Source organism: Nonomuraea candida (assembly GCF_000725485.1).
GTDB classification, from domain to species: domain Bacteria; phylum Actinomycetota; class Actinomycetes; order Streptosporangiales; family Streptosporangiaceae; genus Nonomuraea; species Nonomuraea candida.
In genome coordinates, this window is record NZ_JOAG01000005.1 from 56158 (window position 1) to 70708 (window position 14551).

General features: G+C 69.3%; 12 protein-coding genes and 2 riboswitches. Of the genes, 8 read left to right on the forward strand and 4 right to left on the reverse strand.

Going from position 1 to position 14551, the window contains the following annotated elements; translation table 11 throughout:
- Nucleotides 1-220: 220 nt before the first annotated feature.
- The 4 genes from IO39_RS03900 to IO39_RS03915 form a co-directional block, all read right to left on the reverse strand.
- On the reverse strand, nt 221-1933 hold the full coding sequence (locus tag IO39_RS03900) for an ABC transporter ATP-binding protein (protein ID WP_052422424.1): 1713 nt from the start codon (nt 1931-1933) through the stop codon (nt 221-223).
- A 302-nt stretch (nt 1934-2235) separates the two neighbouring features.
- Entirely contained in the window at nt 2236-2928 is a 693-nt protein-coding gene (locus IO39_RS03905) for a hypothetical protein (RefSeq protein ID WP_043616052.1), read from the reverse strand.
- A gap of 122 nt (nt 2929-3050) precedes the next feature.
- Complete coding sequence (locus IO39_RS54080) at nt 3051-3803, reverse strand: hypothetical protein (protein WP_043616055.1); 753 nt, start codon at nt 3801-3803, stop codon at nt 3051-3053.
- A 45-nt stretch (nt 3804-3848) separates the two neighbouring features.
- On the reverse strand, nt 3849-4568 hold the full coding sequence (locus IO39_RS03915) for a FadR/GntR family transcriptional regulator (protein ID WP_043616058.1): 720 nt from the start codon (nt 4566-4568) through the stop codon (nt 3849-3851).
- Nucleotides 4569-4692: 124 nt separating this feature from the next.
- On the opposite strand from IO39_RS03915, the gene IO39_RS03920 reads away from it, so the two are divergent.
- From IO39_RS03920 to IO39_RS50240, 8 genes are all read left to right on the forward strand, one after another.
- Nucleotides 4693-6075 (forward strand): glutamine synthetase family protein, encoded by a 1383-nt coding sequence (locus IO39_RS03920; protein WP_043616061.1) that lies wholly within the window; start codon nt 4693-4695, stop codon nt 6073-6075.
- A gap of 34 nt (nt 6076-6109) precedes the next feature.
- Entirely contained in the window at nt 6110-7453 is a 1344-nt protein-coding gene (locus IO39_RS03925; RefSeq protein WP_052422462.1) for an aldehyde dehydrogenase family protein, read from the forward strand.
- 5 nt (nt 7454-7458) lie between these two features.
- Nucleotides 7459-8223 carry a 3-oxoacyl-ACP reductase gene (locus tag IO39_RS03930; protein ID WP_043616064.1) on the forward strand — a complete coding sequence of 255 codons (765 nt, stop codon included), beginning with the start codon at nt 7459-7461 and terminating at the stop codon, nt 8221-8223.
- An 11-nt stretch (nt 8224-8234) separates the two neighbouring features.
- The gene (locus tag IO39_RS03935) at nt 8235-8921 is read left to right on the forward strand and encodes a gamma-glutamyl-gamma-aminobutyrate hydrolase family protein (RefSeq protein ID WP_043616066.1); all 687 of its coding nucleotides are present in this window, start codon (nt 8235-8237) and stop codon (nt 8919-8921) included.
- A 108-nt stretch (nt 8922-9029) separates the two neighbouring features.
- A riboswitch (glycine riboswitch) is annotated at nt 9030-9127 on the forward strand.
- Nucleotides 9128-9224: riboswitch (glycine riboswitch) on the forward strand. It begins immediately after the preceding riboswitch.
- 34 nt (nt 9225-9258) lie between these two features.
- Complete coding sequence (gene gcvT / locus IO39_RS03940; protein WP_043616069.1) at nt 9259-10344, forward strand: glycine cleavage system aminomethyltransferase GcvT; 1086 nt, start codon at nt 9259-9261, stop codon at nt 10342-10344.
- Nucleotides 10341-10730 carry a glycine cleavage system protein GcvH gene (gcvH, locus tag IO39_RS03945; RefSeq protein WP_043616071.1) on the forward strand — a complete coding sequence of 130 codons (390 nt, stop codon included), beginning with the start codon at nt 10341-10343 and terminating at the stop codon, nt 10728-10730. Before gcvT ends, gcvH begins: the two co-directional genes overlap by 4 nt.
- Nucleotides 10731-10784: 54 nt before the next feature.
- Entirely contained in the window at nt 10785-12194 is a 1410-nt protein-coding gene (locus tag IO39_RS03950; protein ID WP_043616073.1) for an L-serine ammonia-lyase, read from the forward strand.
- Nucleotides 12195-12237: 43 nt separating this feature from the next.
- Nucleotides 12238-13905 (forward strand): recombinase family protein, encoded by a 1668-nt coding sequence (locus IO39_RS50240; protein ID WP_052422425.1) that lies wholly within the window; start codon nt 12238-12240, stop codon nt 13903-13905.
- The last annotated feature ends 646 nt before the right edge of the window (nt 13906-14551 follow it).

Here is a 14551-nt window from a genome sequence, read left to right on the forward strand (position 1 = left end):
CACCTCCAACGCCTGCGACCCGGAATTCTCATCCCGATCATGGATAACAAAGCAGGTCAGGAGTCGCGCATCGGACGACGTGACCGCACGTCGGCGGGCGGTTACGGCCGTGGTGATCCCTTCGCGAACGGGCCGCTCACGAAGGGACCGGGAAGGGGGCGTCGGCCGCAACCGTAGGTTTCGACCCCCAACTACGGATGTCCGGAACTCGACAAGATCGTTAACTCACCAGGAACTGGGTGGCGGCCAGCTCCCGGTAGAGCTCGTCCGTGCCGACCAGCTCGTCGTGCGTGCCCACCGCCCGCACGCCCCCGCCCTCCATGACCACGATCCGGTCGGCGCCCGTCACGGTGGACAGGCGGTGCGCGATCACCAGCACGGTGGTCTCACCGGCCACCTCGGCGATGACCTCGCGCAGGCGCAGCTCGTTGACCGCGTCGAGCTGCGAGGTGGCCTCGTCGAGCAGCAGCAGCCGGGGCCGGCGCAGCAGCGCCCTGGCGATGGACACGCGCTGCCGCTCGCCGCCCGACAGCAGCACGCCCCGGTGGCCGACCGGCGTCTCCAGCCCGTCGGGCAGCCGAGCCACCAGGTCGTCGAGCCGGGTGCGCGCGATCGCGCGGCGCAGCTCCTCCTCCGTGGCGTCCTGGGCGGCGAAGAGCAGGTTCTCCCGCAGCGTGCCGGCCAGCACGGGGGCGTCCTGCTCGACGTATCCCAGCGCGGCGCGCAGCTCGCCCAGCGGCCAGTCGCGGATATCCCTGCCGCCGATCTCGATCGTGCCGCCCTGGTGGTCGTAGAAGCGTTCGAGCAGCGCGAACACCGTGGACTTGCCCGCGCCCGAGGGGCCGACCAGCGCGGTGAGCCCGCCGGGCGGCACCTCGAAGCTGACGCCGTCGTGCACGACGGGGCGGTCGTCGCCGTACCGGAACACGACGTCCCTGAACGTCACGCCGACCGGCTCCGCCTCCTGCGGCGCGACGACCCCGACCGGCTCGGCGGGCAGGTCCTCGATCTCCTTGAGCCGCTTCATCGCGGCCAGGCCCTGCTGCAACTGCACCCCGCCCTGCACGAGCTGCCCGATCGGCGGCACGAGGTAGAACAGGTAGAGCAGGAACGCGATCAGCGACGACACCTCCAGCGTGCCCGAGGCGACCCGCGCGCCGCCCACGGCCAGCACCGCCAGAAACGCGATCTGCACCGCCATCCACGTCGCCACCCCCGCGAGCGACGTCCAGCCGGCGACCTGCAGCCCGCGGTCGCGGGCCCGCGTCGCGGCCTCGCCGACGACCGCGATCTCCCGCTCCTCCGCGCCGCTGGCCTTGACCGTCCGGTACGCCTGCAGCGCCCGGTCCAGCACCGCGCCCATCTCGCCCACGGCCTCCTGGGCGTGCGTCTGCGCCCGCATGATCTTCGGCATGATGAGCGCGACCAGCCCGCCGATCACCGCCACGATGAGCAGCGTCACCAGCAGCAGCACGCCGTCCATGGCCACCATCAGGACGATCGCGCCGACCAGCATGAAGACCGAGCTGACCGAGTCGACGATGCCGTTGGTCAGCACCGCGCGCAGCAACGTGGTGTCGCCGGTCACCCGCGACAGCAGGTCGCCGGGCTTGAGCCGGTCCACGTCGGCGACCTTGAGGCGCAACATCCGGTCCACGAGCTTGCGCCGCGCGCCGAGCACGATGCCCTCGCCGGTGCGCTCCATCAGGTAACTTCCGCCGGCCGAGACGACCGCGCCCACCAGCACCGCCACGGTCAGCCCGAGCAGCGGCCCGGCCATCGAGCGGTCCTGGCCGAAGGCGTCCACCACGTACTTGGCCAGCAGCGGCATCGCCAGGCCCGCCGCCGAGCCGATCAGGCTCAGTAACCCGCCGAGCAGGAGGACCTTCCGGTGTGCGCGGACGTAGCCGAGCAGCTCCTTGACCACACGCATCCCCTCTCACGACATTTCTCAACTTCTCGCCAACGAACGGGGCGGCCCGATCCGCACCGCCTTCCAGGCGTCAACTTAGATTGACGACTTAAGTATGTCAACTTTGGTTGACTCTCATCCTCAGGGAGGAGACCGGCATCCGGGTAGGCGATCAGCGGGTCCCGCCCTCCGGCCGAGCCGTCCCGAGCGCACCCCTCCGGCCAGGCCGTTCCGAGCACACCCCTCCGGCCGAGCCGTCCCGAGAACGCTCTTCCAGCCGTTTCCGGCACGCCCCCTCCGGAGCCGGTCCGGGCAGAGCCCGTCTAGTCGATCTCCGGCACGTCGGGATGGTCGTATTCGGCGTCGCCGTCGTCGGCTCGCCGCAGCTTGATGTCCTCCAGCCACGCCCGCGCGAACCGCCGGACCGCTCGGATCCGCGCCTCGTCGAGCCCGTAGCCCTCGAACTCCTCGTCGCTCATGAAATCGACGGATTCCAGCCGCGACGCCAGCTCATAAGGCGAGAAGCAGTCGTTGTGCGGCCTGGCGAGGCTTTCGAGCTCGCGGAAGGAGTAGAGGTGCCCGACCGCGGCGACGTCGATGATGTCGCGGGCGAGGCCGCGTTCGTGCACGGCGCGCATCTTCAGCCCCACGGCGTCGTCCAGCCCGAGCACCTTGACCGTGCCGCGGGTGACGGGCCGCTGCTGGAGCGCCTCGCGCATGAGGCCGAACGCGCAGGTCTCGCCGGTCGCGGTGTCCCGCGCCAGCAGCCGGCCCAGGCGCGGGGTGACCTCGATGACCGTGGCCTCCAGCCCGGCCTCCTGAAGCGCTCCAGCCACGTCCTGCGCCACGTCGGGCAGCGGTGTCTCCCCGGCGGTGGCGAAGTGGAGGTTCCGGCTCGGCCGGTGGGTGCAGCCGTGCGCCCTGAGCGCATGGACACCCGCGAGGAGCAGGCCGTAGCGGTCGCAGACGGGCAGCACGGCGCCGAGCAGCCGCTCCTGGAAGGGCGGGAAGCGCATCAGGCGGCCGTCTCCCGCCGCAGGGGCGGCTTCCTCTCCCGGGCCGGCCGGTGGCCGGGCCCGTCCGGGGACTCGGGGGCCCTCTCGGCCAGGCCGCCACACCACGACCGAAGTGACATGGCTCAAGTATGCCGACGGCCGCGCCGGGTGGAAGGGAGATCGTGACGCCCGGAGAGGAACTCCTGGAAGGCGATCTTGGCCTTGATCACCGGCCGCCGCCACCGCTCCTCGCGGTGGATGGCCCTGGCCATCTTCCGTGGCGACTGCCTGGCGAAGAACCAGTGCGCCCACGGCGACCCCGGCCGGGCCAGCCGGATGGCGCCCACCAGCAGCATGGGCGGCACGAACAGCCCGGCCATGCCCGTCCAGATCTTGCCCTTGAGCAGCGTGACGATGGCCAGCGCCAGGTTGGCGACGATCAGCGCGGCGGGGTTGACCGGGGTGCCGTAGTTCCAGGTGAGGGGGCGCAGGCCGATGAGGAGCAGGCCGGTCACGGCGACCGCGATGAAGACCGCGTCGACCGAGGTGCGCCCCTCCTCCTCCCAGTAGACGTCGTGCAGGTGCAGGATCAGCGCGAACTCGTCCAGGACGAGCGCCGAGCCGACGCCGAACACCGAGGCCGCCACGGCGGTGCCGATCTGCGAATCCGGCGAGACGATGAGCGTGACCCCGCCGACTAACATCAGCACCACGCCGAACACCACGTGGTGGATGTGCATCTCCCCCACGTTGACGTTGCGGAACCAGCCGACCTTGGCCCTGATCAGGCGGACGTTGATGCGGGTGGCGATGAAGGCCACGATGAGCATGACGAAGTAGCAGAACAGCGGCAGCCGTCCCGTCGCCACGATGCTTTGCTGGAACCAGTTCCCCATGACCCTGAGTTCGATGGTACGAGCCGCGCGGACGTTCCCGGCGTCTCAGGACAGGAAGGCCCGCAGCAGCGCGGCCGTGCCCTCCAGGTGTTCGGTCACCGCGCGGCGGGCCGCGTCGGGGTCGCCGGCGAGGATGGCGTCCACGATGGCCCGGTGCTGTACGGCGGCGTGGTCCAGGTTGACCTGCAGCATCGGGATGGCGTTCAGCAGGTCGCTGACCCGTGACCGGGCGTCGGCGCAGGTCGTGGCGAGCAGGGTCGAGCCGGTCAGCTCCGCGATCGACAGGTGGAAGGCGGTGTCGAGGCGGCGGTAGTCCTCCAGCGCGGCCCCGTCGAGGTCGGCGAGCCGGCGCATGAGCGCGTCCCGCTGCCCGGGCGTCGGCCCGGCGGCGGCCTGGACCTGCGCGGCCAGGACCTGGGCGGCCCCGCACTCCACGGCCAGCCGGAAGGTGAGCGCGTCGGACAGCTCGGCCGGGCCCATCTTCTTGACCGCCTGGCGCAGGTCGCCGGCGTCGGGCCTGGGCGGCACGTACGTGACGAAGGCCCCGCCGTAACGGCCCCGGCGCACGTCGAGGTAGCCGGCCTCCGACAGCGCCCGGATGGCCTCGCGCAGGGTCACCCTGCTGATGCCGAGCCGCACGGCCAGCTCCCGCTCGGGCGGCAGCTTGTCGCCGGGCGCGACCACGCCCAGCTTGATCGCCTGGAGCAGCCGCTCCACGGTCTCCTCGAAGGCGTTGCCCGCCCTGACCGGGCGTAACACCGTCATCAATCGCGCCGACTCGTCCAACGTGTCCTCAGGTCTTGACAAGCGATCCCGCCATGCACATCAATGGTCTGAGACTAGCCCAATCAACGGGAAAGCGCCTCAGGCCGGATCGGAGCTGCGCAGCGTGGACGATCGAGCGAGCACCGGGTTCCTTTCCGTCGCCGAGCTGCGCGAGGAGGCGGCGGCGGGGCGGATCGACACCGTGCTCCTGGCGATCGCCGACATGCAGGGCAGGCTGCAGGGCAAGAGGCTGTCGGCGCGCTACTTCCTCGACGAGGTGCTGCATCACGGCTCCGAGGGCTGCAACTACCTGCTGGCGGTCGACGTGGACATGAACACCGTCCCCGGCTACGAGATGTCCTCGTGGGAGCGGGGTTACGGCGACTTCGTCATGCGGCCGGACCTGGGGACGCTGCGCCGGATGCCCTGGCACGAGGGCACCGCGATGCTGATGGCCGATCTGGCCTGGGAGGACGGCGGCGACGTGCCCGCCTCGCCGCGCCAGATCCTGCGCAGGCAGCTCGCCCGCCTGGCCGAGCGCGGCCTGGCCGCCTACGTCGGCACCGAGCTGGAGTTCGTGGTCTACGACGACAGCTACGAGGACGCCTGGCGGCGCGCCTACCGCGACCTGACCCCGGCCAACCTCTACAACGTCGACTACTCGCTGCTGGGCACCGCCCGCGTCGAGCCGCTGCTGCGGCGGATCAGGCGCGGCATGGAGGGCGCGGGCCTCTACGTCGAGTCCGCCAAGGGCGAGTGCAACCTGGGCCAGCACGAGATCGCCTTCCGCTACGACGAGGCGCTGCGCACCTGCGACAACCACGTCGTCTACAAGACCGGCGCGAAGGAGATCGCGGCCCAGGAGGGCAAGTCGATCACGTTCATGGCCAAGCCGAACCAGCGCGAGGGCAACTCCTGCCACATCCACATCTCGCTGCGCAGCGCGGCGGGTGACCCGGTGATGGCGGGCGAGGGCCCGTACGGCCTCTCGCCGCTCGGCGCGCGCTTCATCGCGGGCCAGCTCGCCTGCCTCCGGGAGCTGACCCTCCTGTACGCCCCCAACGTCAACTCCTACAAGCGTTACGTCCCCGGCAGCTTCGCCCCCACGGCCGTCAGGTGGGGCGTGGACAACCGCACCTGCGCGCTGCGGCTGGTCGGCCACGGCGGCTCGCTGCGGGTGGAGAACCGGGTGCCGGGCGGCGACGTGAACCCGTACCTGGCGGTGTCGGCGCTGGTCGCGGCGGGGCTCTACGGCATCGACGCCGAGCTGCCGCTGGAGGAGCCGTGCGCGGGCAACGCCTACGCCGCCGAGACCGAGACCGAGACCGAGACCGTGCCGGCGACGCTGCGTGACGCGCTGGCGCTGTTCGAGGGCTCGAAGCTGGCCAGGGAGGCGTTCGGCGACGACGTGGTGGCGCACTACGCGAACAACGCGCGGGTGGAGCTGGCCGCGTTCGACGCGGCGGTGACGGACTGGGAGCTGTTCCGTGGTTTCGAGCGAATGTGACGGGAGCGCGGTGAACGCGGGTGACGGGGGCGTGTTGCAGGTCGTGAACCCGGCGACCGAGGAGGTCCTGGCCGAGGTCGGGGCGGCCGGCGCGGCCGAGGTCGACCGGGCCGTGGAGCGTGCCAGGAAGGCGTACGCGGCCTGGCGCGAGGTGGCGCCGGGCGACCGGGCGCGGCTGCTGCGCAGGTTCGCCGACCTGGTGGACGCGCACGGCGAGGAGCTGGCGCGGCTGGAGGTGGCCAACGCCGGGCACACGATCGGCAACGCCCGCTGGGAGGCCGGCAACGTGCGCGACGTGCTGCACTTCTACGCCGGCGCGCCCGAGCGGAACCACGGCAAGCAGATCCCGGTGCCCGGGGGCGTGGACCTCACGTTCCAGGAGCCCCTGGGCGTGGTCGGGATCATCGTGCCGTGGAACTTCCCGATGGTGATCATGACGTGGGGCGTGGCCCCGGCGCTGGCGGCGGGCAACACCGTGATCGTCAAGCCCGCCGAGTGGACTCCGCTGACCGCGCTGAGGCTGGCGGAGCTGGCCTTGGCGGCGGGCCTCCCCGAGGGGGTGCTCCAGGTGCTGCCCGGGGCAGGGGAGGTCGCGGGAGCCCGCCTGGTCGAGCATCCGCACGTCGCCAAGATCGTGTTCACCGGCTCCACCGAGGTGGGCAAGGAGATCGCGGCCAAGGCGGCGCGGCAGGTCAAGCGGCTCACGCTGGAGCTGGGCGGCAAGTCCGCGAATATCGTCTTCGCCGATGCTGATGTGGAAAAAGCGGCGAAAACCGCTCCTTATGCCGTCTTCGACAACGCCGGCCAGGACTGCTGCGCCCGCTCCCGCATCCTCGTCCAGGCCAGCGTGTACGACGCGTTCATGGAGCTCCTCGCCGAGGCCGTCCGCGGCGTCAAGGTCGGCGACCCCCTCGACGAGGCCACCGAGATGGGCCCCCTGATCAGCGCCGAGCACCTCGAACGCGTCAGGGGCTTCGTCGCGGGCGCCCCCTGGCTGCGCGGCTCCTGCCCCGAGGGCAAGGGCTACTGGTTCCCGCCGACCGTGCTGACCCCGGAGGTCACCGACCGGGCGTTCACCGAGGAGATCTTCGGGCCCGTCGTGTCGGTGGTCAGGTTCGAGGACGAGGCACAGGCCGTCCGGATCGCCAACGACACCCCCTACGGCCTGAGCGGCTCCATCTGGACCCGCGACGTGGGGCGGGCGCTCCGCGTGGCCAGGGCCGTCGAGTCGGGCGCCCTGTCGGTCAACTCCCACTCCTCCGTGCGCTACTGGACCCCGTTCGGCGGCTTCAAGCAGTCGGGGCTCGGCAGGGAGCTCGGCCCCGACGCGCTGGCGGCCTTCACCGAGACCAAGAACGTCTTCATCTCATCGGAGTGACACACATGCAGCGGTTGCAGGATCGGGTGGCGGTCATCACCGGCGCGGGCGGCGGCATCGGGCTGGCCACGGCCCGCCGCTTCGCCGAGGAGGGCGCCAGGGTGGTCTGCGCGGACATCGACGAGGAGGCGGGCGCCAAGGCCGCCCACGAGGTCGGCGGCCTGTTCGTGCGGGCCGACGTGACCTCCGAGGACGACGTCGTGCGGATGTTCGCCACCGCCCACGAGACCTACGGCAGCGTGGACATCGCCTTCAACAACGCCGGCATCTCCCCGCCCGACGACGACTCGATCCTGGAGACCGGCCTCGACGCCTGGCGCCGCGTCCAGGAGGTGAACCTGACCAGCGTCTACCTGTGCTGCAAGCACGCCATCCCGTACATGCGCCGCCAGGGCAAGGGCTCGATCATCAACACCGCCTCCTTCGTGGCCGTCATGGGCTCGGCCACCTCGCAGATCTCCTACACCGCCTCCAAGGGCGGGGTGCTGGCGATGTCGCGCGAGCTGGGCGTGCAGTTCGCCAGGGAGGGCATCCGGGTCAACGCCCTGTGCCCGGGGCCGGTGAACACGCCGCTGCTGCGGGAGCTGTTCGCCAAGGACCCGGAGCGGGCGCGGCGGCGGCTGGTGCACGTGCCGGTCGGCCGCTTCGCCGAGGCCTCGGAGATCGCGGCGGCGGCGGCCTTCCTGGCCAGCGACGACGCCTCGTTCGTCACGGCCAGCGAGTTCCTCGTGGACGGCGGCATCTCCGGCGCCTACGTCACTCCCCTGTAGGAGGCCGGCCCATGGGTCCCGTCATCGGCATCACCTGCTACGTCGAGTCCGCCTCGTTCACCGTGTGGCAGGACACGCGGGCGGCGCTGCTGCCGTACGCGTACGTGGAGCGGGTCGTCCGCGCCGGCGGCCAGCCCGTCCTGCTGCCGCCGGCCGGCGACCCCGCCGGGCTGGTGCGCCGGCTGGACGGGCTGATCCTGGCCGGAGGCGGCGACATCGACCCGGCCGGGTACGGCGCCCGCCCGCACGAGCGCACCGGTTACGTCCGCCCCTTCCGTGACGAGGCCGAGTTCGCCCTGCTGGCGGCGGCCCTCGACGCGGGCCTGCCCTACCTGGGCGTCTGCCGGGGCCTCCAGGTCCTCAACGTGGCCCTCGGCGGCACCCTCCACCAGCACCTGCCCGACGTGGTCGGCCACACCGGCCACTGCCCGGGCCCCGGCCGCTTCGGCCGCCTGCCCGTCACCCCCGCCCCCGGCACCCGCCTGTCGAAGGCGCTGGGCGAGGAGCCGCTGGCGGTCGCGCACTACCACCACCAGTCGGTGGACCGCCTGGCCCCCGGCCTGACGGTCACCGCCACCGCCGGCGACGGCACGATCGAGGCCGTGGAGTCGCCGGCCGGGTTCACCATGGCCGTGCAGTGGCATCCGGAGGCGGACGAGGGCCACGCCTTGTTCGAGGCCCTCGTCCGGTCCTGCTGACGGCACCCGGCACAAGCCCCGAAGACCGGAGAAACCTCCCCGGCGGTTCACCCCTCCCGTGACGCGACAACACACCCGTAACGGCACTAGGCTGGCGGGCATCACCGACGAATCCGCGCGGGAGAGCGTCCTGACAGCCGGTCAGGTCCCCTGAAGGAGCAAGCCCTCCCCGCGAACCTCTCAAGGCAAAGGACCGCGCGGCCGAGGTGACCTCTGGAAAGCAGGCCTGCGGGGCCTCGCCGAAGGTGAAAGTCCGGCAAAAGTCGGGCGAAGCTCTCAGGCAACCATGACAGAGGGGGAGGATGCTGGCATCCACTCCTGTCCTGAGGTGCGACACATGTCCCGACCGACACCGCTACGAGACGTTCACGAGGACCTCGGCGCCACCCTGACCGACTTCGCGGGCTGGCTCATGCCCCTGCGGTACGGCAGCGAGTCCGCCGAGCACAGGGCTGTCCGCGAGGCGGCGGGGCTCTTCGACCTCTCGCACATGGGCGAGATCTTCGTGACCGGGCCGCAGGCCGGCGAAGCCCTCGACTACGCCCTGGTCGGCCACCTGTCGGCGCTGACGCCCGGCCGCGCCAGGTACACCATGATCGTGAACGAGCGCGGCGGGGTGCTCGACGACCTCATCGTCTACCGGCTCGGTGACGAGGAGTTCATGGTCGTGGCCAACGCCTCCAACTGCGAGATGGTGGCGGGCGAGCTGACCGAGCGCGCGCGGGCGTACGACGCCGCCGTCGAGGACCGCTCCGACCAGTACGCGCTGATCGCCGTCCAGGGGCCGCGCTCGCAGGAGATCCTCGCCACGCTCACCGACGCCGACCTCGCCGGGCTCAAGTACTACGCGGGCCTGCCCGGCGTGGTGGACGGGCGGCGGGCGCTCATCGCCCGCACCGGCTACACCGGCGAGGACGGCTTCGAGCTGTTCGTGGCCGCCCAGGACGCGGTGCCGCTCTGGCACGCGCTCATGACGGCCGGCGAGCCGCACGGGCTCAAGCCCGCCGGCCTGTCCAGCCGCGACACGCTCAGGCTCGAGGCCGGCATGCCGCTGTACGGCAACGAGCTGAGCGCCGCGCTGACCCCGTTCGACGCGGGGCTGGGCAGGGTGGTGAAATTCGACAAGCCGGGTGACTTCGTCGGCAGGCAGGCGCTCGAGGCGGTCAAGGACGACCAGCCGCGGCGCCGGCTCGTCGGCCTGGTCGCGCGGACCCGCCGGGTGCCGCGCCACGGTTACCCGGTCACCAAGGACGGCGTCGTCGTCGGCGAGGTCACCAGCGGTGCGCCCTCCCAGAGCCTGGGAAAGCCCATCGCGATGGCCTACGTCGACGCGGGCGCCGATTCAGGCCTGGCTGTGGACATCCGGGGCAGCCAAGAACCTATGGACCTGGTTGAGCTGCCCTTTTACAGGAGGAACAAGTGAGCAACATCCCTGACGACCTGAGCTACACCAAGGAGCACGAGTGGGTGGCCGGCCTCGACGACGGCCTCACCGTGACCGTCGGCGTCACGGCCTTCGCCGCCGAGCAGCTTGGTGACGTCGTCTACGTGCAGCTCCCCGAGGTCGGCACGAGCGTCGAGCAGGGCGACTCCGTGGGCGAGGTGGAGTCGACCAAGTCCGTCAACGAGATCTACGCCCCGGTCGGCGGCGAGATCACCGAGGTGAACCAGGCCGTCGTGGACGACCCCGGCCTGGTCAACAGCGACCCGTACGGCGAGGGCTGGATGTTCAAGGTGCGCGTGGAAGGCGACCCCGAGGACCTTCTGTCGCCGGAGGAGTACACCGCCCTCACCTCGGGCGAGTCCTGAGCCACCCGCCGGGGCCCCGCCGGGGCCCCGGCCTCCCATGAAGGGCGCACATCAATGGCGATCAGCGTCTTCGACCTCTTCAAGATCGGCATCGGCCCGTCGAGCTCGCACACCGGCGGCCCGATGGCCGCCGCGCACAAGTTCGTGCGCGGCCTGCACCAGGACGGCCTGCTGGAGCGGGTGGCGCGCGTCGAGGCCATCCTGTACGGCTCGCTCGGCCTGACCGGCAAGGGCCACGGCAGCGACAAGGCGGTCCTGCTCGGCCTGTCCGGCGAGAAGCCCGAGCTGGTGGACGTGGACACCGTCGACGCCCGTGTCGCCGCGATGCGCGAGTCCGGCACGGTCAAGCTCTACGGCACCCACGAGATCCCCTTCGTGGTGGGCGAGCACCTCGTCTTCGAACGCAAGATCTCCCTGCCCGAGCACCCCAACGGCATGCGCTTCACCGCCTACGACGCCTCCGGCGAGCGGCTGCGGGAGAAGGTCTACTTCTCGGTCGGCGGCGGCTTCGTGGTGGACGAGAAGGCCACCGGCGCCGACCGCATCAAACCCGACGACACCGTGCTGCCCTACCCGTTCACCACCGGCGAGGAGCTGCTCAAGCACTGCTCGAACACCGGGCTGTCGATCTCCGCGCTCATGCTGCAGAACGAGCGGGCGTTCGGCCGTAGCGAGGAGGAGATCCGCGCGGGCCTGCTCAACCTGTGGCAGGTCATGTCCGAGTGCGTGCGCCGCGGCATCTCCAAGGAGGGCGTCCTGCCCGGCGGGCTGAAGGTCAAGCGCCGCGCCAACCAGCTCCACCGCCGCCTGCGCTCCGAGCCGGCCGAGAAGGACCCGCTGCAGGCCATGGACTGGGTGATGCTGTTCGCGCTGGCGGTCAACGAGGAGAACGCCGCCGGCGGCCGCATCGTCACCGCCCCCACCAACGGCGCCGCCGGCATCATCCCGGCCGTGCTGACCTACTACCACCGCTTCGTGCCGCACGCCGACGACGAGGGCGTGGTCCGCTTCCTCCTGACGGCCGGCGCGATCGGCGTGCTGTTCAAGGAGAACGCCTCGATCTCCGGCGCGGAGGTGGGCTGCCAGGGCGAGGTGGGCTCGGCCTGCTCGATGGCCTCGGCCGGGCTCACCGAGGTGCTCGGCGGCACGCCCGAGCAGGTGGAGAACGCCGCCGAGATCGGCATCGAGCACAACCTGGGCCTGACCTGCGACCCGATCGGCGGCCTGGTGCAGATCCCGTGCATCGAGCGCAACGCGCTGGCCTCCGCCAAGGCCATCACGGCGGCCCGGATGGCGCTGCACGGCGACGGGCGTCACTTCGTCTCGCTGGACAAGGCGATCCGAACGGTTCGCACTACCGGACGCGACATGTCCACCAAGTACAAGGAGACCAGCCGGGGCGGCCTGGCCGTCAACGTGATCGAGGGCGACGCCAAGCTGGGCGTCAACATCATCGAGTGCTGATCATCCCCATACTTGGTGGACGCACCGCCAAGTAAGGGGAGAAATGGGCAAGGCGCAGAGCAGCCTCGTAGCGAGGAACGATGTCCTCGCGACGGGGCATCGCAAGCGGGTGCTCGGGGCTGTGCGGGAGTCAAGGGAACGCGACACCAGCACATCCCCCGAGACCCAGCGACGGAAGATCACGGGATGGACGGACATCCACGACGGAGACCTTATTCATGTAGCCGTGGACCGGGATGTATCCGGCAAGACCGTCTCCCCTTGGGAGCGTCCTGATCTGGGCGACTGGATGGCCCACCCGGAGAAATTTGATGTTCTGTGCGCCGCGAAGCTCGACCGCATCTGCCGCAACGCGGAAGACTTCTTCCGGCTCATCCGGTGGAGCAAGGAACACTCCATCGCTCTGGTGTTCATTGAGGAGGGGTTCGACCTCACCACCCCTGCGGGAACCATGGCCGCCAAGATCCTTGCCGTGGTGGCTGAGTTCGAGTGGGACTCCATTCGCGGGCGCACGCTGGACGGCCAGCAGACGGCGATCCAGCAAGGCCGATGGAGAGGCGGAGTCGCCCCGTACGGCTACCGGCCCGTCAAGGAAACCCGGAACGGCGTCCTGGGATGGTACTTGGAGATCGATCCGGACACGTCCGCCGTCCTTCGGGAAGTCGTTGGTCGAGTCATCCTCGGAGAGGAGTCCGTCTCCAAAATCGTCGAGGACCTGAACCGCCGTACGGTGTTGACCTCCGCTGACGCTCACCGAGTACGCCAGGGGAAAGAGCCCAAAGGTTCGCGCTGGCATCCTGCGAGCCTGATTCAGCTCCTTCGCTCACGCGCCCTCTTAGGCGAATATCAGACGGCAGACAATGGCACCCTGCGGGATGAGAACACCAGCCTTCCGCTCGTGAAAGCCGAGCCGCTCATCAGCCGGGCAGAGTGGACAGAGCTGCAGGAAGCCCTAGACCGCATGTCACGCAAGAAACTTCAGACCAGACAAGGCACGTCGATGCTTCACGATGTCGCCTTCTGTGCGGTCTGCCAGCGCAAGATGCATCACTTCCAATCCGGCCCCAGGCCGTACTACCGCTGCTCCTCGTACAACAACGCCAAGGGTCGCTGTGACAACAGCATGGCGAGCGCGCCCGTACTGGAGACCCATCTCTGGAACGTCTTGCTCAGCGCGTTCGGAGATCAGCCACGCATGGAACGCGAAGTAGTTCCTGGGGAGGATTACTCTGAGGAGTTGGCGATCCTGGACGAGGAAATCGCGAACCTGGCCGGGAACCTCGCGAAGGTAAAGCCTGGCTCTATCGCAGCACAGATGACCCTCAAGCGACTCGAAGAGCGCGAATCACGCCGAGAGGAGATAGCTTCGCTGCCGTCTCGCGAATCTCAGGTTGTATATCTTCCAACCGGAGAAACTCTGAGAGAGGCATACCTATCCTGGAGCGACTCAGAGCGCGGGAAGTTCCTTCGGGACCATGAGGTCAAGATTCGCGTCAACGTTCCGAAAGGACAAGCCAAATCTCCACAGATAGATCTACTACTCGGCGATATTACGCAGGCATACAAGCTAGCTAGTGGCGGCATCGAGGATTCCCTGACCGCATTCAAAATGCTGACTTACATACTCGACCGGCCAGGAATCTCTAACGAGCCCGGGCCTGAGGCAGTGCGAGTTTTCGTACATATCGGCCGATTCCATAGTGAAAACTAACTTATTGCGCCCACAGGTAGGCCCTTACGATAGGGCCTACCTCCCACTCAGACCTCATCAACTACGAGAAAGACGACAGCAAGTGGCTCAAGCAAACACGGTCGAACCACGACGGATACTCGCGCCCGACAGTTCATCCATACTGCAATGGCTCCGAATGGTTCAACGAGAATTCGGCAACCGCAAGGACGGTCTTCTGGGAGATCGGGACGAATACAGCCAGGCAGCCATGCAATTAGCAACCGCCGTAGCATTGTCCATCAATGGAAGGACCGGGAAGGCCGTCTATGGAATTCGCTACTACGCCCGAATGGCGGGATACCAGGGCAACGGCCACGACATGGGCCGCCAGCTAGACCATTTGCTAACACTCGGATTTCTCACACAGGAGGGAGTCAGGAATAGGGTTAAGGTCCTTAGACTCTCGGTGCCCGCCCGGCTCGTTGAGCCACTATCACAAGTTAGAGAGAACGGCTTTGGTGAGCTGATCGAACACCTCAAACCAGCAGTGGTCACCGTTTCAGACCTTAAGACAGCCGAGAGCCATGATGGGAAAAGGAGCGCAAAGCCGACAGCTCCACGAACCACAAGGCTGACTACACAGGACGATCCATTCGCGCGACGGCCGGAGGATTGCCGCGACTGC

Bases quoted from the DNA above. Each gene is read 5' to 3' on its own strand.
- IO39_RS03900 (WP_052422424.1), bottom strand. From the start codon at position 1,933: ATGCGTGTGGTCAAGGAGCTGCTCGGCTACGTCCGCGCACACCGGAAG.
- IO39_RS03905 (WP_043616052.1), bottom strand. From the start codon at position 2,928: ATGCGCTTCCCGCCCTTCCAGGAGCGGCTGCTCGGCGCCGTGCTGCCC.
- IO39_RS54080 (WP_043616055.1), bottom strand. From the start codon at position 3,803: ATGGGGAACTGGTTCCAGCAAAGCATCGTGGCGACGGGACGGCTGCCG.
- IO39_RS03915 (WP_043616058.1), bottom strand. From the start codon at position 4,568: ATGACGGTGTTACGCCCGGTCAGGGCGGGCAACGCCTTCGAGGAGACC.
- IO39_RS03930 (WP_043616064.1), top strand. From the start codon at position 7,459: ATGCAGCGGTTGCAGGATCGGGTGGCGGTCATCACCGGCGCGGGCGGC.
- IO39_RS03935 (WP_043616066.1), top strand. From the start codon at position 8,235: ATGGGTCCCGTCATCGGCATCACCTGCTACGTCGAGTCCGCCTCGTTC.
- gcvT (WP_043616069.1), top strand. From the start codon at position 9,259: ATGTCCCGACCGACACCGCTACGAGACGTTCACGAGGACCTCGGCGCC.
- IO39_RS03950 (WP_043616073.1), top strand. From the start codon at position 10,785: ATGGCGATCAGCGTCTTCGACCTCTTCAAGATCGGCATCGGCCCGTCG.
- IO39_RS50240 (WP_052422425.1), top strand. From the start codon at position 12,238: ATGGGCAAGGCGCAGAGCAGCCTCGTAGCGAGGAACGATGTCCTCGCG.